This is a genomic window from Bradyrhizobium sp. AZCC 2176, from assembly GCF_036924645.1.
Lineage (GTDB): Bacteria > Pseudomonadota > Alphaproteobacteria > Rhizobiales > Xanthobacteraceae > Bradyrhizobium.
This window is the reverse complement of record NZ_JAZHRX010000001.1, coordinates 430,689-447,647: the sequence shown is the minus strand read 5'-3', so window position 1 is coordinate 447,647 and position 16,959 is coordinate 430,689. Positions and strand designations below refer to the sequence as shown.

Sequence of the window (16,959 nt, the reverse complement as noted above, 5' to 3'; positions counted from 1 at the left end):
TCCGCCCACGATTCTACCCCTTGCGAAAAATTGCTTTAAGCCTAAAATGATTTGCGAGACGGCGTTGCCAGGGCGTCCTCGATATTGATCTCGAGCCTTTCATTGATCGAAGCGAGGGGAGACGAAAATGTCAGGTAGAACTCCCAGCCAGACCCTTGGTCGGACCCTTGGCCCATCGGCCCATGTCGATGACTTTGCGCGGCGAAATCTGCCGCCGTCCGAACAATGGCCGGACCTGCTGCTCGACCGGGCCGAGTTTCAGTATCCGGAATATCTGAATGCCGCGGTCGAACTGACCGACCGTATCGTCGAAAAAGGCTGGGGCGACCGGATCGCGCTGATCGGCAACGGCCGCCAGCGCACCTACAAGGAGCTGGCTGACTGGTCCAACCGCCTCGCGCATGCGCTGGTGGAGAATTACGGCGTCAAGCCAGGCAACCGCGTCCTGATCCGTTCCGGCAACAACCCGGCGCTGGTCGCGGCCTGGCTTGCGGCCACCAAGGCCGGCGCCGTTGTCGTCAACACCATGCCGATGCTGCGCGCCGGCGAACTGGGCAAGATCGTCGACAAGGCCGAGATTGCGCTGGCGCTGACCGACAGCCGCATCGCCGACGAGTTGGTCGCGTGCGCGAAGAACAGCCGGTTCCTAAAGCAGGTAGTGAATTTCGACGGCACGTCCAACCATGATGCCGAGCTCGATCGGGTAGCGCTGAACAAACCGGTGAAGTTCGACGCCGTGAAGACAGGACGCGACGACGTCGCGCTGCTTGGATTCACCTCGGGCACCACGGGCGAACCGAAGGCGACGATGCATTTCCATCGCGACCTCATGATTGTTGCGGACGGTTACGCCAAGGAAGTCCTCAACGTAACTGAAGACGATGTTTTCGTCGGCTCGCCGCCGCTGGCCTTTACGTTCGGGCTCGGCGGACTGGCGATCTTCCCCTTGCGGTTCGGCGCGACCGCAACGCTGCTGGAAAACGCGGCGCCGCCCGAGATGGTCAGGATCATCGAAACCTACAAGGCGACGATCTGCTTCACCTCGCCGACGGCGTATCGCGCGATGATGGCGGCGATGGACAATGGCGCCGATCTGTCGTCGTTGCGGATCGCGGTCTCCGCCGGCGAAACCTTGCCCGCGCCGGTGTTCGAAAGCTGGACCCGCAAGACCGGCAAGACCATTCTCGACGGCATCGGATCGACTGAGCTGCTGCACATCTTCATCACCAACCGGGTCGGCGACGCGGTCGCGGGAACGACGGGACATCCGGTCACGGGCTACGAGGCCAAAATCGTCGACGACGACATGAACGAATTGCCGCCTGATACTGTCGGCAAGCTTGCGGTGCGCGGGCCGACCGGATGCCGCTATCTCGCCGACAAGAGGCAATCGAACTATGTACGCGACGGCTGGAATCTGACGGGCGACTCCTTCGTCCGCGACGCGACCGGACGGCTCTCCTTTGTCGCCCGTTCGGACGACATGATCGTCTCATCCGGCTACAACATCGCGGGTCCCGAAGTCGAAGCGGCGCTACTGTCGCATCCAGCGGTGGCCGAATGCGGCGTGGTCGGCGCACCCGACGAGGCACGCGGCATGATCGTCAAGGCCTATGTGGTTCTGGCGGGCGGCGCGGCTGCCGATGCCGCGCTGACACAGGCGTTGCAGGATCACGTCAAGCAGACCATTGCGCCGTACAAATATCCGCGTGCGATCGAATATGTCGCGCAACTGCCGAAGACCGAGACCGGCAAGCTGAGGCGCTTTGCGCTCCGGCAGATGGCCGCTGCCGGCCCGGCGTCTCCAAGCGTCGCCGCGGAATAACGCCTAACCTGATGGAGAAAGCCGGTGACCGCCCCCAAAGGCCCCACGCTGAGCGTGGTGCCTAATTCCAAGACCGATACATCGTTGCCGGGCTCGCAAGTGCTGCAGCCCAGCGGCTGGCCGATGCCGAAGGGATACGCCAACGGCATGGCCGCCGATGGCCGGCTGGTGGTGACCGGCGGCGTGATCGGCTGGGATACGCAAGGGCATCTGGCGCCGGACTTCGTCGTGCAGGCACGCCAGACGCTCTCCAACATTTCCGAGATTCTTGCCGCAGGCGGCGCCAGGCCCGAGCATCTCGTGCGTCTGACCTGGTATGTCGTCGACATCGAGGAATATCTCGCGAGCCTCAAACAGCTCGGCCGCGCCTATCGCGAGATTTTTGGCGCGCATTATCCGGCGATGGCGCTGGTTCAGGTGGTGCGCCTGGTCGAGAAAGCCGCCCGTGTCGAGATCGAAGCTACCGCAGTGGTGCCGCGTTGAGTCATAGGGTTTTCGCGCGAAGTGGATTCCGGTTCGCATAAAGAAAACGCGTCACAACAAGTCACAACAAAAAGCAAGAGCCTTATGGGTTCTGATCTAATCGGAACCTATAAGGCGCTATCTTGGCTGAAACGTCTGCACCGTCTGTCGTGCACCCATGGCATAGAGTTTTGAGAGCGCCTCGGTGACGGTGCTGCGCATGCGAGGATCGCTGCCGAGGTTGCCGAAAATGGAGTGCACCTCAAGCAGCGCGGGCACAAGCCGCTCCGCGACCGGTCCGGCGCGCTCGGCGATATCAGCCAATTCCTTCGCGAGCGGATCGCGCACGTCGATGGCGCGTCCCTGTTCGTCCTTTGCCGTGACGTAGCGCATCCAACCGGCAACGGCGAGTGCGTGCGTGTCGATCGAAAGGCCCAGCCGCAGCCGGTCCTGCATGGTCGCGAGCAGCCGCTGCGGCAGTTTCTGCGAGCCGTCCATCGCGATCTGCCAGGTGCGGTGGTGCAGGGCGGCGTTGGAAAAGCGCTGCAGCAGCGATGTGCTGTAGGCGGCAAGGTCGGTACCTTCAGGCATCGTCAGCGTTGGCGCTGCATCCTGCATTACCCGCTGGGCAAACGCCGCGAAGCGATGGTCGGTCATGGTGGAAGCGATGGTCTCATGGCCGGCGAGATAGCCGAGATAGGCCAGCGCCGAATGGCTGGCGTTGAGCAGCCGCAGTTTCATGTGCTCGAACGGCGTCACATCCGAGACCATTTGCACGCCTGCGGCCGCGAAATCCGGCCGTCCTGCCGGAAAGCGATCTTCAACGATCCATTGCGTGAATGGCTCCGTCACCACGGGCCACGCGTCGGTCAGGCCGAGCGCGGAGGAAACCTCGGCCCGGTCGAGGTCGGTGGTCTCCGGCACGATCCGGTCCACCATGGTCGAAGGGAAGGCCACCTCAGCCTCAATCCATTTGGCGAGATTGCGCGATCGCAAGGCGGCGAACTGCGTCACTAAGCGCCCGACGGTCTGGCCGTTGGCGGAGAGATTGTCGCAGGACAAAACGGTGAAAGGGGCTGCGCCCGCAATCCGCCGGCGCGCCAGCGCGGCGACGAGAAATCCGACGGCCGAGCGCGGCGTGCCCGGATTCTGCAGGTCATGAACGATGTCGGGATGATGCTCGTCGAGATCGCCGGTCTGCGGCGTATGACAATAGCCCTTCTCGGTAACCGTCAGTGAGACGATGCGCGTGGCCGGGTGGGTGAGGCGCGCGATCAGGGGGGCGGGTTTCTCGGTGGCGACTTCGCATGCGACAACCGAGCCGATGATCCGGTGATCGGTGCCCGCGCCGGAGCGAACGGCGAGGGTGTAGAGGCAGCCCTGCGGAGCCAGCGCATCGCGCGTCTCCGAACTGCGCAGGCTGGCTCCGACGATTCCCCAATCCGTCGCGCCGCTTGCAAGGAGGTCGTCGATCACCACCGCCTGGTGTGCCCGGTGGAACGCGCCGATTCCGAGATGAACGATACCCGGCGTGACGCGGACGCGGTCATAGGCCGGACGGCGGATCGGGCCGGGAAGTCGGTCGAGGTTGGCGTCGGACAGGCGCAAATCGCCGTTTTTCGGGCCGGAAGGCGGGGTTTTCGCCGTTTCGCTTGACATGGGAGGCTCGATCTATCAAACTTTGGTCAATTGGTAAGGCCAATATTCCCGATTTATTGGCCTTGGCCCGATCAAAGCAAGAAAAATCGATTCATCAGGGGATCGTCAGGGAGAGCCGAGCGTGCCGCTCGAAGCCGTGGAAGCGCGACGCCTTTATCGCCAGGTTGCCGATCAACTCCGTGCCTTGATCGACAGCGGCGAATATGCCGTGGGCAGCCGTCTTCCGACCGAGCGCGATCTTGCCGAACAGTTGAAGGTGTCGCGGCCGACGGTGCGCGAGGCGCTGATCGCCCTGGAAGTCGAGGGCCGGGTCCGGATTCGCGTCGGCTCCGGAATTTATGTCAGTGAACCGGCGGCGCTCGCGCAGCCCTTGCCGGCGGCGACCGAGATCGAAGGCCCGTTCGAACTGCTGCGCGCGCGCGAATTCCTCGAGGGCGCCATTGCAGAACAGGCCGCGCGGGTGGCGACACCTGAGGACATCGCGCGCATCGACGCGTCGCTGGAAGCGATGGCCACGGTGCAGCATCCCGGCGAAGCCTCAATGATCCATGACCGCGCGTTTCATGTAGCTGTGGCCGGCTGTCTCGACAACGCCGTGCTGGTCCGCGTGGTCGGCGAGTTGTTCGACCAGCGGCTCAATCCCTACTTCGCCAAGCTCGCGCACTATTTCGAGAATCCGCAATCGTGGAGCGCGGCGCTGGCCGAGCACCGGGCGATCCGCGATGCCGTTGCCGCACATGATCCGGACGCGGCGCGCGTGACGATGCGCGAGCACCTGGCGCGTTCGCAGGCCCGCTTTGCGCAAAATTTCGGAACCGAAGCTTCGTCCGCGTCCCGCGTCCGTGCGAGGAGTGGCTGAACGACCAAGAAAACGACCAGGAATTCGAACGGTTCGGCGAAATGCCGGGCCGGTTGAGTAACAAAAGCAAATTGTAGCAAGGGAGGAATTCACGTGTTGAAGAAATTGACGATTGCATTCGCGGCGTCTGCTGCGGCGCTGTTGGCCGCGACCACATCGGGCATGGCGCAGACCAAGCTGAAATGGGCCCACGTTTACGAAACCTCGGAGCCGTTCCACACCGCTTCGGTCTGGGCCGCGGGCGAAATCAACAAGCGCACCAATGGCCGTTACCAGATCGACGTCTATCCGGCCTCGCAGCTCGGCAAGGAAACCGATATCAACCAGGGCCTTTCGCTGGGCTCGGTCGACATGATCATTTCCGGCTCGAGCTTTGCGGCCAAGAGCTTTCCGCCGATCGGCGTGACCTATTATCCCTACACTTTCCGCGATGCAGACCATCTCCTTGCCTATACCAAGAGCGACGTCTTCAAGGAGCTTACCAAGGGCTACGAGGACAAGACCGGCCATCGCATCGTGGCGGTGACTTACTACGGCGTGCGTCACACCTCGTCGAACAAGCCAATCAAGACCTGCGCCGACATGAAGGGCCTCAAGATTCGCGTGCCTGATGTGCCGGCCTATCTCGCGATGCCGCGCGCCTGCGGCGCCAACACTGCGCCGATCGCGTTTGCCGAGGTCTATCTCGCCCTGCAGAACGGCACCGTTGAAGCCCAGGAAAATCCGCTCACGACCATCGAGGCCAAGAAATTCTACGAAGTGCAGAAGCACATCGTGCTGACAGGCCACATTGTCGATCATCTCAACACCGTGGTTTCCGGCGCGCTCTGGAAAAAGTTGTCCGAGGAAGACCGCAAGATCTTCACCGACGTCGCCCAGGAAGCGGCGGCGAAGGCGACCGCCGAGATCAAGACCAACGAAGCCAAGCTGGTCGATTTCTTCAAGCAGAAGGGCCTGACGGTGACCGAGGTCAACAAGTCTGAGTTCCGCGACACCGTCCTCAAGACCGTCAGCTTCGAGAGCTTCGACTACCGCAAGGCCGACTGGGAACGCATCCAGGCGGTGAAGTAACGACGAAGTCGTCATCCCGGGGCGACGCGTAAGCGTCGAACCCGGGATCTCGAGATTCCGGGTTCGGCTCTTAGAGCCGCCCCGGAATGACGTGGGAGCTACCAGGGGAATAAACGCATGCCTGCGGTTGAAGTGCACAAGCAGATCACGGCGGACGAGATCGCCCACACGTTCGAGGAGGAGGTCCCCAAGGGCGCCGACCTCAGCCAATATGCTACGGAGGACTGGCTGGCGCTCGCGATCTTCTGGGTCATGGCGCTGTCCGTGTTCCTGCAGTTCTTCACCCGCTATGTCCTCAACGACAGCTACGCCTGGACCGAGGAGATTGCGACCTATTGCCTGATCGGCGTGGTCTTCATCGGCTCGGCGATGTGCGTGCGGCTGTCGCGGCACATCCAGGTCGATCTCTTGTTCCGCTATCTGCCTCATCTGCCGGCGCGCGCGCTGTCGACCGTGATCGATGTAATCCGGATCGCGTTCTTCGGTTATGCGATCAAGCTGGTGTGGCAATTCATCCAGATCATCGGCGACGAGCGGATGACCACGATCAAGTTTCAAAAAGGTTTTGTCTATTACGCCGTGCTGCTCGGCTTCGTGCTGATGTTTGCGCGCTCGATCCAGATCGCGGTCGAGAACTGGCGGCGGGGCTACTCCATCCTGGAGCGCCCCGGCGCCTTCGACGGAACGGAAGGATAGGGCGATGCTGCTGCTGCTCGGGGGATTTCTGCTGCTGATGCTGCTCGGCCTGCCGGTCGCGCTGTCCATGGCGGCATCGTCGCTGGTCTACATTCTCGTCACCGGCATCACGCCGGACGTGACGCTGGCGCAGCGCATGATCGCCGGCGTCGAAAGCTTTCCGCTGCTCGCGGTGCCGTTCTTCATCCTGGCCGGCAACCTCATGAACATCGCGGGCGTGACAGGCCGCATCTACAAATTCGCGGTCGCGCTGGTGGGCTGGATGCGCGGCGGGCTCGGCCACGTCAATATCGTGGGTTCCGTGATCTTCTCCGGCATGTCCGGCACCGCGATTGCGGACGCTGCAGGGCTCGGCACCATCGAAATCAAGGCGATGAAGGATCACGGCTATTCCACCGAGTTCGCCGTCGGCGTGACCGCGGCGTCCGCCACGCTCGGCCCGATCATCCCGCCGTCGCTGCCGTTCGTGATCTACGGCATGATGGCGAACGTCTCGATCGGCGCGCTGTTCCTGGGTGGCGTGATCCCCGGTGTTGTCATGACGTTGGCCATGATGGCGACGGTGGCCTATTTCGCCCACCGCAACGGCTGGGGCAGCGACACGCCGTTCTCCTGGCCGCAGATCGGTTCGGCCGCCCTCGAGATCTTCATCGTCCTGGCGTTCCCGCTGGTTGTCTGGCTGCTGGTTGTCGGCGGGATGTCGGTGAACATGGCGGTCGGCATCGGTCTCGTGGCGCTTTTGGCGCTCGACTGGTACTTCGATTTCTCCGCCGTGATGGCGTTGATGGCCCCCGTCATCCTGATCGGCGGCATGACGCTTGGCTGGTTCACGCCGACGGAGGCCGCGGTTGCCGCCGTGATCTGGTCGCTGTTTCTGGGGCTGGTGCGTTACCGCTCGATGACGCTGCAGACGGTGGCGAAAGCAACCTTCGATACCATCGAGACCACGGCATCGGTGCTGTTCATCGTGACCGCGGCTTCGATCTTCGCCTGGCTGCTGACAGTGTCGCAGGCGGCGCAGACGCTGACCGACGCGATGCTCGGGATCACCCAGAACAAATGGGTGTTCCTACTGCTGGCAAACATCCTGATCCTGTTCGTCGGCTGCTTCATCGATACCATCGCCGCGATCACCATTCTGGTGCCGATCCTGCTGCCGATCGTGCTCAAGCTTGGCATCGACCCCATTCATTTCGGCCTGATCATGACGCTGAACCTGATGATCGGGCTGCTGCACCCGCCGCTCGGCATGGTGTTGTTCGTGCTCGCGCGCGTGGCGAAACTGTCGGTCGAGCGTACGACCATGGCGATCCTGCCGTGGCTGGTACCGCTGCTGCTGGCGCTTGTCGCCATCACCTACATCCCGGAGCTGACGCTCTGGCTGCCTAAATACATGGGACTCTCAAAATGACATCGATGGCTTTGGCCGCAACGCTGTTCGGCCCGGAAGATCTGCGCATGGTCGAGCGCCCGCTCGATCCGCTCGCATCAGGCATGGTCCGCATCCGTTTCGGCGCCGGCGGCATTTGCGGCTCGGACATGCACTACTATCGCCATGCCCGCACCGGCGATTTCGTGGTGACCTCGCCGCTCGTACTCGGCCATGAGATCGCGGGCGAAGTCGTGGAGATCGCAGGCTCCGCACCTGATGTGAAGGTCGGCGATCGCGTCGCCCTCAATCCGTCGCGCTGGTGCGGCCACTGCAAGCCGTGCCGCGAGAACCGGCCCAATCTGTGCGAGAACATCTTCTTCATGGGCTCGGCCTCGAAGACCCCGCATATGCAGGGTGGCTTTGCGTCCTACTTCGACGCCATCCCGGCGCAATGCGTCAAGATTCCGGATCACGTGACCTATCAGGCGGCGGCGCTTGCCGAGCCGCTGGCCGTGTGCTTGCATGCGGTCGCTCGCGCCGGTGACGTCACCGGCAAGCGCGCCGTGCTATTCGGTGCCGGTCCCATCGGCTTGCTGACCATGCTGGCGGCGCAGCGCGCAGGGATTGCGGAAACGACGGTCGTCGATATCGCGGCGGCGCCGCTGGCATTTGCCACGAAGCTTGGCGCTAACCACGTCGTCGATATCTCCGGCGGCGAGGAGACGCTGAAGGCCGAGGCTGCGGCGCGCCCGTTCGATGTTGCATTTGAAGTCTCGGGCACGGCCGCTGGCCTGGCCAGCGCGATCGGCGCCGTCCGGCGCGGCGGCGTCGTGGTCCAGGTCGGCAATTTGCCGGGCGGGCAGATCCCGGTGCCGGCGAATGCGGTCATGGCCAAGGAGATCGACCTCCGTGGCTCGTTCCGCTTCGGGACGGAATTCTTCACGGCGGTCGAACTGATCGCTGATGGCAGTGTGGACGTGCTGTCGCTGGTGACTGCGCAACGCCCGCTCGCGGTCGCACCCGATGCTGTGCGGCTGGCGCTCGACCGCTCGCAGAGCGTCAAGGTCGTGCTGACGGCTTGATCGCATTTCGTTTCAGGAGATCTCGCATGATGCTGCAGGGATGGCGGTGGTACGGGCCCAATGATCCCGTGTCGCTCGACGATATCCGTCAGGCCGGCGCAACCGACGTGGTGACGGCGCTGCATCAACTGCCGATCGGCGAGGCCTGGACGCGCGCAGCCGTCGAGGAGCGCAAGAACCTGATCGAGAACGGCCAGCCCGGCCGTTCGCCGCTGACCTGGTCGGTGGTGGAATCGATTCCAATCCCCGACGACGTCAAGCGGCTCGGGGGTGGCGCTACCCGGTCGATCGAGGCCTGGATCGCGAGCCTGGAGGCGGTAGCTTCCGCCGGCATCAAGATCATCTGCTACAACTTCATGCCGGTCGTGGACTGGTGCCGCACCGATCTCGAATGGGAACTGCCGAACGGCGCCAAGGCGATGCGCTTCGACCAGGAGCGGTTCGCGGCGTTCGATCTGCATATCCTGCAGCGCCCCGAGGCGCCGGCCGAATATTCCGAGGCCGCGCGGCGTCGCGCCAAGGAGGTCTATTCAGGGATGACGCAGGCCGATATCGATGTCCTCGTCACCAACATTGCCAGCGCGCTGCCGGGCTCCACCACTGATCCGCTGACCATTCCGCAGTTCCGTGACCGGCTGCAGCAATATCGCGGGATTAACTCCGTCGTGTTGCGGAAACACCTCAGCGAATTCCTCGCGCGTGTGACGCCGGTTGCCGAATCCCTCGGCGTGACGCTGACGCTGCATCCGGACGATCCGCCGCGCCCGCTGTTCGGCCTGCCGCGCATTGCATCCTCGGCGGAAGACTATCAGGCGCTGTTCGATGCGGTGCCCTCGAAGGCGAACGGCATCTGCTTCTGCACCGGCTCGCTCGGCGTGCGCGCGGAGAACGATCTGCCCGCAATGGCCAAGCGCTTCGCGCCGCGGATCGGTTTTGCCCATCTGCGCGCAACCAAGCGCGAAGGCGATGGCTTGTCGTTCTTCGAGTCCGATCATCTCGACGGTGACGTCGATATGATCGCGGTGCTCAAGGTGTTGCTTACCGAAAACCGCAAGCGTTCGCCGGAAAAGCAGATCGTGTTCCGGCCCGATCACGGCCATCGCATGCTCGACGATCTCGCGGAAACCAAGCGGACCAATCCCGGCTATACCGCGATCGGCCGGTTGCGCGGGCTCGCCGAACTGCGCGGCGCCATCCGCGCCATCGAACACGCCGGCTAGCTAGGCGCGTACTCATAAATTCGGTTCTGCAAAAGGCTTGCCCATGTCCGCTTCGCTCCGAAAGCGACTGAATTGCGGCGCCGCCGCGCAATGACGCGATGTGCACACCTGCGGCCGAAATTCGATTGAAAATTTGAGCCCAACAACGGACGTAGAGATCTCTTGAAGTTCCATCTTCGGTTCGATCGCGACTGACACTTCCGCAGCGACGCACTCTCTCTTCATAAGTTGGCGAACTCGATCGACGACGCTATGCTCCTATTAGTTAGCCGTCTGGCTAACTGTGATTGACACACGTTTGTATCTCCGCTATAGTTAGCTTTATGGCTAAGCAATCAAAGCAACTCGACCACGTTTTCGGGGCCCTGTCCGACGCGACCCGTCGTGCGATCGTCATGCGATTATGTGATGGCGAGGCATCCGTCGGAGAGCTGGCGAAGCCGTTCAAAATGGCGCTGCCGAGCCTGATGAAACACATCCGCATTCTAGAGAGCAGCGGCCTCGTTGCGTCCGAGAAGACCGGTCGCGTCAGGATGTGCTCATTGCAGACGGAAGCTCTCGCAACCGTCGAGGTTTGGTTGGCGGCCCAAAGGGAGATCTGGGAGCAACGACTGGATCGACTGGAAATGTACGTTGAGAAACTGAAGAAAAAGGAAAAGTCGAATGCCCGCAAACGCAAGTCAAAATGAAACGCCCCTGTCCACTTGGGCGCTCGATCGAGAGATCGTCCTCTCGCGCGTGATCAACGCGCCACGAGAGTTGGTTTTCTCCGCCTGGGTTGATCCGCGCCATCTCCCCCAATGGTTTGGTCCGGCCGGTTTTAGGGTCGAGACAAAGTCAATGGATATTCGCGTCAACGGCGAATGGCGGTTCGATATGATCGCTCCCGACGGTAAGCGATATACGAATCGGATGCAATTCCGGCGCATCGAGAGGCCGCACCTGATCGAGATCGATCATGGCGCCGACAAGGACAACGATCCTGGCATATTCCGCACCACCATCACGCTGGATGAGCAGAGCGACGGCAAGACCGTCATCACTTTGCGGCAGTTGCACCCGACGAAGGCTCAGCGCGACGCGGGGATCGGATTCGGCGCGGTCGAATTCGGTTATCAGACCCTCGATAAACTGGCGCAGCACGTCGAACGCAGTGACGCTACTTAAACTGAAGCGAGCGTTTCTCGGCGCGGCTGATTACCTGTCAGCGGTGGAATACATCGCGCCGAAGTCGCGACCGCGCAATCTGCCTCGCCGGATCGACCATCGCTCGAGACTGTTTTGCATCACCTCGGTGAGTGCCGGATGCGCGTTCAACTGCTTTTCCGGCACGCATGCAATGATCGCATTTCGATCCTGGACGCCTTGCTCGTCGATGATCCACGTTGCCAGCCGGTCGCCGGCAAGCCGCGCGGCGATGCGATCGGGTACCGGGTCGATGTCGTTCGCGACCAACACGTTCATGACGATGCGGCCGCCGGGCGTCAGCCGCGCACGAATGGCGTCGCAGGTCTCAACGTCGAATTCATCATCAAAGCGAAAGTCCGGACCTCCGACATCGATGGCGATCCCATCGTAAAGCAGGTCGCCATCGAGAATGAATTTCCGGAAATCGGACACCATCAGCGGCAATCCGTCCGGTAGCCCGAAATATCTCTGAGCGATCACGAAGCTGATCGGATTGTTGTCGACAATCGTTAGCTCTTTTCCGAGACGCGCCAGCCTGGTGGCGAGATTCCCGCCGCCGCATCCCAGGACCAGAATGTTCGTTGCGCGATGCAGGAGCTCATCCATGAGCCTCACATAGCTGAAGACGCTCTCGCCGTCGGGCGTGGCCTGACTCTGCCTGATGCCCTCCTCGAAATAGATCCGCGTTCCATCCGCGGAGCATTCGACGATCTCGATTGCACCGTTCCTGCCCTGATAGCGCCCCAGCAACCGCACCTGACATCACCATGCATCAAATAGGATGTTTGAGACATCGCTTATCATGTTGTGAATCGGATGCCAATCACGCAGAGATCATTTTGCAGCGTCCTGATTGATATTCTGAACCTCTGAGTTGATGCTTGAGACGGTAATTCAGATGGGATAAATATATACGCTTCCGAACCGGGAGAACTGCCCATGATTACCGCCAATCAACTCAGGGCAGCGCGCGCGCTTCTGAGCATCGATCAGCGGCAAATGGCCGAGCTGGCTGATCTCTCGGTGCCGACCATCCAGCGCATGGAAGCCAGCGACGGTGTGATCCGCGCCAACGTCGATTCCCTGATGAAGCTGGTTTCCGCGCTCGAGAGCGCCGGGATCGAGCTGATCAATCCGGGTGCCGCGAGCGCGACCGGCGGGCGAGGGGTGCGCCTGCGCGAACATCTCACAAATCTCAAGGCAAATCCAAAGGCAAATCTCAAGACAAAGAGCAAGACCGTCCGCCAACCGAAGAGGATGCCGGAGCGGGTTCGATAGCGTTCCTCACGACGTAACGGCGCCCGCGTCCGCGCGTTCGAGCAGCGCCAGCAATCCTTGCAGCATGGCCGTGGGGGCGGGCGGGCAGCCGGGAATGTGCAGGTCGACCGGGATGACCTCGGAGACGCCGCCGACGACTGCATAGCTGCCGGCAAAGCATCCGCCGTTCCGTGCACAATCTCCGACCGCGACGACCCATTTCGGATTCGGCGTCGCGTCATAGGTGCGTTCGAGTGCCCCGCGCATGTTCTTCGTCACCGGTCCCGTCACCATCAGGACGTCGGCATGACGCGGTGAGGCGACGAACCGCAGGCCGAACCGCTCGACGTCGTAATAGGCGTTGTTGAGCGCGTGAATTTCCAGCTCGCATCCGTTGCAGGATCCGGCATCGACCTCGCGGATCGACAGGCTCCGGCCGAGCCGCCGCCGCCCGGCCTGTCCGAGCGCGGTTGCAAGCTCCGCCATGGCAGCGTCATCGGGCGATGGCGCCCGCTCGGTGAGCGGCTGGCGAAACACGCTTTCGAAGAGCAGCTTGCGCATCGCGTGGCTTCCCTTGTTTGAGCATGATCCTCTCGGAAAACCGGTACCCATTTTTCCGGGATCATGCTTTAGAGATCGTGGCCCGAATAGGAACAGTTGAACGACTTGTTGCAGAGCGGAAAGTCAGCGACGATGTTGTTCTCGATCACAGCTTCGAGCAGCGGCCATTGAAACCAGGACGGGTCGCGCATGTGGCATCGTTCGATCAGGCCATTGCGCAGGCGCAGCCAGACCAGGACGTCGCCACGGAATCCCTCCACGATCGCCATGCCCTCGCGCACCTCGCCTCCAAGCGGGACTTCCCTGCATATCGGGCCTTCGGGCAGCCGGCTCAGAATCTGCTCGATCAGCGACAGACTTTGCTCGACTTCGCGCACCCTTATCCAGACGCGTGCATTGACGTCACCCTCGTTGAGTACGGGCACGTCGAAACGCAGGCTGTCATAAGGCGGATAGGCCAGCGTTCGGCGCGCGTCGAACGAGCGGCCCGAGGCGCGCCCGACATAGCCGCCGACGGCATATTGTCGGGCGAGCGGCGGCTTGAGCGTTCCGGTATCGACGGTGCGATCCTGCAGCGAAGCGGTGTTGTCATAGAGTTCGACAAGCGCGGGAAAGCGCAGGCGAATATTGTCCAGCGTGGCCTGGATGGCTTCCGCCCCGCCATCGCCGATGTCGCGGCTGACACCGCCGGGCACGATGATGTCGCGCATCAGGCGATGGCCGGAGGCCGCGGCGGCCGCGCGCAGCACGCTCTCGCGCAATACGCCGCAATGCGCGTGCATCAATGCAAAGGACGCATCGTTGCAGATCGCGCCGATGTCGCCGAGATGGTTGGCGAGCCGCTCGAGTTCTGCCAGCAGCGCGCGCAGGAACACGGCCCGGTCAGGCACGACGAGGTCGAGAGCTGCTTCGGCCGCGCGCGAATACGCGTAGGCGTAGGCCACGGTGCTGTCGCCCGACGTGCGGCCGGCGAGTTGAACACCGCGCGCGAGGCTGGCGCCGGTCATCAGTCCGTCGATTCCCTTGTGGACATATCCGAGCCGCTGCTCCAGCCGGACCACGGTTTCGCCGCTGGCGGTAAAGCGGAAATGTCCGGGCTCGATAATGCCCGCGTGCACCGGGCCAACCGCAATCTGGTGCAGGCCGTCGCCTTCCGCAGCGAGGAATCGGTACGGCGCCGCGTTCGGCAAGGCATCGATGCGCTCTCCCAATGGAAAGCGCACGTCCCAGCGGTTGTGATCGAGCCAGGGACGGGCGTCGGACGAGCCCTGAGCGGACAATCCGAACAGATCGTTGATGGTCCGTTCCAGCCGCAGCGCCGGCGGATGATGTTTGCCGACGGAAGGAAACGTGCGGTCGGGGCAATCCAGGCTGACGACCGCGATCTCTGCGGTCTGTCCATCCATGATCGCCATGTGAACTGTTGCGGGTTCGCCCCACAGGCCGAGCAGGTTCCAGCGTCCATGCGCCAGTTCGCTCGCCGCAAATGTCCAGACCGATGCGTCGACCACCACGCGCGGCCACGGGCCGTATTGCGCGACCTTGCGGCCCTCCAGCGTCAGATCGATCAGCGACGGCATGTCATTGCGTTCCTATCCAAGGAGCTGAGCCACGTGCTGGAACCAGACCACCAGCGGGGCGGGAAGATAAATCCCTGCGCCCAACACCAGCGCAAGATGCGCAAACATCGGAATGTACGAGGCGTCGGCCGGGGCCGTGCTGCCGCGCGGCTCGCCGAAGGCGACGCTGGTCAGGCGCAACGTTAGTGCGCCGAACGCCAGCAACAGCCCGAATACCAGCACGATCGCAAGCAACGGCTGCCTTGCAAAGGTCGAGCTCACGACCAGGAACTCGCTCATGAAGATCCCGAGCGGCGGCAGCCCGGCGATCGCGACGACGCCTACGACCAGCCCCCAGCCGAGCGCCGGATGGGTCACGGTCAGGCCGCGGATCTTCGAAATCCGCTGAGTGCCCTTGATCTGCGAGATATGCCCGACGGCGTAGAAGATTGCTGACTTGGTCAGGCTGTGCATCACCATGTGCAGCAGCCCGGCAAAATTGGCAAGCGGACCGCCCATGCCGAACGCAAACACGATGATGCCCATGTGCTCGATCGACGAATAGGCGAACAGCCGTTTGATGTCGCGCCGCCGGTACAGCATGAAGGCTGCGAAGATCAGCGAGACCAGCCCCATCGTCACCATCAGGGGGCCGGGGGCGATCGAAGCCGGGTTGGCGGCGAGCAATATCTTGAAGCGCAGCAACGCATAGAGCGCAACGTTCAGCAAGAGGCCCGACAACACAGCCGATATCGGCGTCGGACCTTCGGCGTGCGCATCGGGCAACCAGGCATGCAGCGGCGCGAGGCCGACCTTGGTGCCGTAACCGAGAAACAGGAATACGAAAGCGACGTTGAGAAGGGCCGCGTCGAAGTTCGCGGCGCGCTCGACCAGCAGCGTCCAGACCATGCCGTCCTGGCCCTCACCCATCACCGGGCGGGCCGCCATGTAGACCAGGATGGTGCCGAACAGAGCGAGCGCAATTCCGACGCTGCCCAGGATGAAATACTTCCAGGCGGCTTCGAGCGCCGCATGGGTGCGATAGATGCCGACCATCAGCACCGTCGTCAGCGTCGCGAGTTCGACCGCCACCCACATCAGGCCGATATTGTTCGACACGAACGCGAGATTCATGCCGAACATCATGGTTTGATACATGGCGTGGTAGAAGCGCAGGTAGACCGGCGTCAGCCGGCTGGTTTCGAGCTCATGCGCGATATAGCTCGCGCTGAAGATGCTGGTGGTAAATCCCACGAAGGTATTGAGTACGATGAAGACGATGTTCAGGTCGTCGATCAGCACGTAAGGCCCGGGGGAGGCACGTTCGACCACGAACAGGGAGAGCGCGGCCAGGAATGTCGCCAGACTGGCAACGACGTTCAGCCGTGCCGTCAGCCAGTAGCCGGGCATGGCGGCCAGCAGCGCCGCCGAGCAGATCGGGATCAGCAGGACGGCTGTGACGGGGTCGAAGAAAGCAAGGTTCATCGGCGCTCGCCCCGGAAGTCATCGAGCGCGGAGACATCCACCGAATCGAAGCGCTCGCGGATTCGGAACAGGAAGATGCCGATCACGATGAACGCGATCAGGATCGAGAAGGCGACGCTGATCTCGACGACCAGCGGCATGCCTTTGGCGCCGGTCGCCGCCAGCACCAGTCCGTTTTCAAGCGACATAAACCCGACAACCTGGCTGACCGCATTGCGGCGGGTCACCATGACCAGAAGCCCGAGCAGCACCACCGACAGCGCAAAGGCGAGATCTTCACGCGCCAGCGGGTCGGCGTCGCTCGTCACCCGCAGCATCAGAACCAGCGAGAGGGCGACCAGCCCCATCCCGGCCAGCATGGTCGGGCCGATTCCGACGGCGGATTCGATGTCGCGGTGAATCCCGAGCTGCTTGACGATGCGGTGCAGCGCCACCGGAATGACGATCGCCTTGAAGACCAGGGCGATGACCGCGGTGACGTAGAGATGGGGCGCATCCTGGATAAAGGCCTGCCAGGCGACCGAGAGCGACAGCACCAGGGCGTGGAGCGCGAACACGTTGAGCAGCGAATAGAGACGGTCCTGATACAGCATCATCAGGCTGATCAGCACCAGCCCGCCGGCCAGCGTATGCGAGATGTCGAAGGCGAGGCTCTGCATCTGC

Annotated in this window: 17 protein-coding genes; 11 read left to right on the top strand and 6 right to left on the bottom strand. The window is 62.6% G+C overall.

Going from position 1 to position 16,959, the window contains the following annotated elements:
• Positions 1 to 127 precede the first annotated feature (127 nt).
• On the top strand, positions 128 to 1,825 hold the full coding sequence (locus V1288_RS01960) for a benzoate-CoA ligase family protein (protein WP_334355480.1): 1,698 nt from the start codon (positions 128 to 130) through the stop codon (positions 1,823 to 1,825).
• Positions 1,826 to 1,849: 24 nt separating this feature from the next.
• Complete coding sequence (locus V1288_RS01955; protein WP_334355479.1) at positions 1,850 to 2,308, top strand: RidA family protein; 459 nt, start codon at positions 1,850 to 1,852, stop codon at positions 2,306 to 2,308.
• Between the two features lie 117 nt (positions 2,309 to 2,425).
• Here the strand turns inward: V1288_RS01955 and V1288_RS01950 are convergent, their stop codons facing one another.
• Positions 2,426 to 3,946, bottom strand: a complete 1,521-nt coding sequence (locus V1288_RS01950; protein ID WP_334355478.1) for a mannitol dehydrogenase family protein — start codon at positions 3,944 to 3,946, stop codon at positions 2,426 to 2,428.
• A gap of 121 nt (positions 3,947 to 4,067) precedes the next feature.
• Here V1288_RS01950 and V1288_RS01945 point away from each other — a divergent pair, with 121 nt between their 5' ends.
• The 8 genes from V1288_RS01945 to V1288_RS01910 all read left to right on the top strand — a co-directional run bounded on the left by V1288_RS01945 (position 4,068) and on the right by V1288_RS01910 (position 11,413).
• A complete protein-coding gene (locus V1288_RS01945; RefSeq protein ID WP_334355477.1) occupies positions 4,068 to 4,805 on the top strand; it encodes a FadR/GntR family transcriptional regulator in 738 nt (245 codons plus the stop codon).
• Positions 4,806 to 4,967: 162 nt separating this feature from the next.
• Positions 4,968 to 5,876 carry a sialic acid TRAP transporter substrate-binding protein SiaP gene (locus V1288_RS01940; protein WP_442894006.1) on the top strand — a complete coding sequence of 303 codons (909 nt, stop codon included), beginning with the start codon at positions 4,968 to 4,970 and terminating at the stop codon, positions 5,874 to 5,876.
• A gap of 117 nt (positions 5,877 to 5,993) precedes the next feature.
• Entirely contained in the window at positions 5,994 to 6,572 is a 579-nt protein-coding gene (locus tag V1288_RS01935) for a TRAP transporter small permease (protein ID WP_334355475.1), read from the top strand.
• A gap of 4 nt (positions 6,573 to 6,576) precedes the next feature.
• A complete protein-coding gene (locus V1288_RS01930) occupies positions 6,577 to 7,983 on the top strand; it encodes a TRAP transporter large permease (RefSeq protein WP_334355474.1) in 1,407 nt (468 codons plus the stop codon).
• A complete protein-coding gene (locus V1288_RS01925; RefSeq protein WP_334355473.1) occupies positions 7,980 to 9,026 on the top strand; it encodes an L-idonate 5-dehydrogenase in 1,047 nt (348 codons plus the stop codon). Before V1288_RS01930 ends, V1288_RS01925 begins: the two co-directional genes overlap by 4 nt.
• Positions 9,027 to 9,055: 29 nt before the next feature.
• A complete protein-coding gene (gene uxuA / locus V1288_RS01920; protein WP_334361166.1) occupies positions 9,056 to 10,246 on the top strand; it encodes a mannonate dehydratase in 1,191 nt (396 codons plus the stop codon).
• Between the two features lie 323 nt (positions 10,247 to 10,569).
• On the top strand, positions 10,570 to 10,935 hold the full coding sequence (locus V1288_RS01915) for an ArsR/SmtB family transcription factor (RefSeq protein ID WP_334355472.1): 366 nt from the start codon (positions 10,570 to 10,572) through the stop codon (positions 10,933 to 10,935).
• Positions 10,910 to 11,413 carry an SRPBCC family protein gene (locus V1288_RS01910; RefSeq protein WP_334355471.1) on the top strand — a complete coding sequence of 168 codons (504 nt, stop codon included), beginning with the start codon at positions 10,910 to 10,912 and terminating at the stop codon, positions 11,411 to 11,413. The genes V1288_RS01915 and V1288_RS01910 overlap by 26 nt, the downstream gene beginning before the upstream one ends.
• Before the next feature lie 30 nt (positions 11,414 to 11,443).
• Here V1288_RS01910 and V1288_RS01905 read toward each other — a convergent pair whose 3' ends face one another.
• Positions 11,444 to 12,190: a class I SAM-dependent methyltransferase gene (locus V1288_RS01905; RefSeq protein WP_334355470.1), complete on the bottom strand. Its 747-nt coding sequence runs from the start codon at positions 12,188 to 12,190 to the stop codon at positions 11,444 to 11,446.
• 183 nt (positions 12,191 to 12,373) lie between these two features.
• Between V1288_RS01905 and V1288_RS01900 the strand changes: the two genes are divergently transcribed.
• Positions 12,374 to 12,712, top strand: a complete 339-nt coding sequence (locus V1288_RS01900; RefSeq protein WP_334355469.1) for a helix-turn-helix transcriptional regulator — start codon at positions 12,374 to 12,376, stop codon at positions 12,710 to 12,712.
• 6 nt (positions 12,713 to 12,718) lie between these two features.
• On the opposite strand, the gene V1288_RS01895 is transcribed toward V1288_RS01900, so the two are convergent.
• The 4 genes from V1288_RS01895 to V1288_RS01880 form a co-directional block, all read right to left on the bottom strand.
• Positions 12,719 to 13,252, bottom strand: coding sequence for an NADH-quinone oxidoreductase subunit B family protein (locus tag V1288_RS01895; RefSeq protein ID WP_334355468.1), 534 nt, complete (start codon positions 13,250 to 13,252; stop codon positions 12,719 to 12,721).
• Positions 13,253 to 13,320: 68 nt separating this feature from the next.
• Complete coding sequence (locus tag V1288_RS01890) at positions 13,321 to 14,832, bottom strand: hydrogenase large subunit (protein ID WP_334355467.1); 1,512 nt, start codon at positions 14,830 to 14,832, stop codon at positions 13,321 to 13,323.
• A gap of 12 nt (positions 14,833 to 14,844) precedes the next feature.
• Positions 14,845 to 16,296, bottom strand: coding sequence for a hydrogenase 4 subunit F (locus V1288_RS01885; RefSeq protein WP_334355466.1), 1,452 nt, complete (start codon positions 16,294 to 16,296; stop codon positions 14,845 to 14,847).
• A complete protein-coding gene (locus V1288_RS01880; RefSeq protein ID WP_334361165.1) occupies positions 16,293 to 16,955 on the bottom strand; it encodes a hydrogenase-4 component E in 663 nt (220 codons plus the stop codon). The genes V1288_RS01885 and V1288_RS01880 overlap by 4 nt, the downstream gene beginning before the upstream one ends.
• Positions 16,956 to 16,959 lie beyond the last annotated feature (4 nt).

What these genes read in the sequence shown, in the direction of transcription:
- V1288_RS01885 (WP_334355466.1), bottom strand. Translation starts at nt 16,296, where the DNA reads ATGAACCTTGCTTTCTTCGACCCCGTCACAGCCGTCCTGCTGATCCCG.
- V1288_RS01900 (WP_334355469.1), top strand. Translation starts at nt 12,374, where the DNA reads ATGATTACCGCCAATCAACTCAGGGCAGCGCGCGCGCTTCTGAGCATC.
- V1288_RS01890 (WP_334355467.1), bottom strand. Translation starts at nt 14,832, where the DNA reads ATGCCGTCGCTGATCGATCTGACGCTGGAGGGCCGCAAGGTCGCGCAA.
- V1288_RS01910 (WP_334355471.1), top strand. Translation starts at nt 10,910, where the DNA reads ATGCCCGCAAACGCAAGTCAAAATGAAACGCCCCTGTCCACTTGGGCG.
- V1288_RS01880 (WP_334361165.1), bottom strand. Translation starts at nt 16,955, where the DNA reads ATGCAGAGCCTCGCCTTCGACATCTCGCATACGCTGGCCGGCGGGCTG.
- V1288_RS01940 (WP_442894006.1), top strand. Translation starts at nt 4,968, where the DNA reads ATGGCGCAGACCAAGCTGAAATGGGCCCACGTTTACGAAACCTCGGAG.
- V1288_RS01930 (WP_334355474.1), top strand. Translation starts at nt 6,577, where the DNA reads ATGCTGCTGCTGCTCGGGGGATTTCTGCTGCTGATGCTGCTCGGCCTG.
- V1288_RS01895 (WP_334355468.1), bottom strand. Translation starts at nt 13,252, where the DNA reads ATGCGCAAGCTGCTCTTCGAAAGCGTGTTTCGCCAGCCGCTCACCGAG.
- V1288_RS01960 (WP_334355480.1), top strand. Translation starts at nt 128, where the DNA reads ATGTCAGGTAGAACTCCCAGCCAGACCCTTGGTCGGACCCTTGGCCCA.
- V1288_RS01925 (WP_334355473.1), top strand. Translation starts at nt 7,980, where the DNA reads ATGACATCGATGGCTTTGGCCGCAACGCTGTTCGGCCCGGAAGATCTG.
- V1288_RS01915 (WP_334355472.1), top strand. Translation starts at nt 10,570, where the DNA reads ATGGCTAAGCAATCAAAGCAACTCGACCACGTTTTCGGGGCCCTGTCC.
- V1288_RS01935 (WP_334355475.1), top strand. Translation starts at nt 5,994, where the DNA reads ATGCCTGCGGTTGAAGTGCACAAGCAGATCACGGCGGACGAGATCGCC.
- V1288_RS01950 (WP_334355478.1), bottom strand. Translation starts at nt 3,946, where the DNA reads ATGTCAAGCGAAACGGCGAAAACCCCGCCTTCCGGCCCGAAAAACGGC.
- uxuA (WP_334361166.1), top strand. Translation starts at nt 9,056, where the DNA reads ATGCTGCAGGGATGGCGGTGGTACGGGCCCAATGATCCCGTGTCGCTC.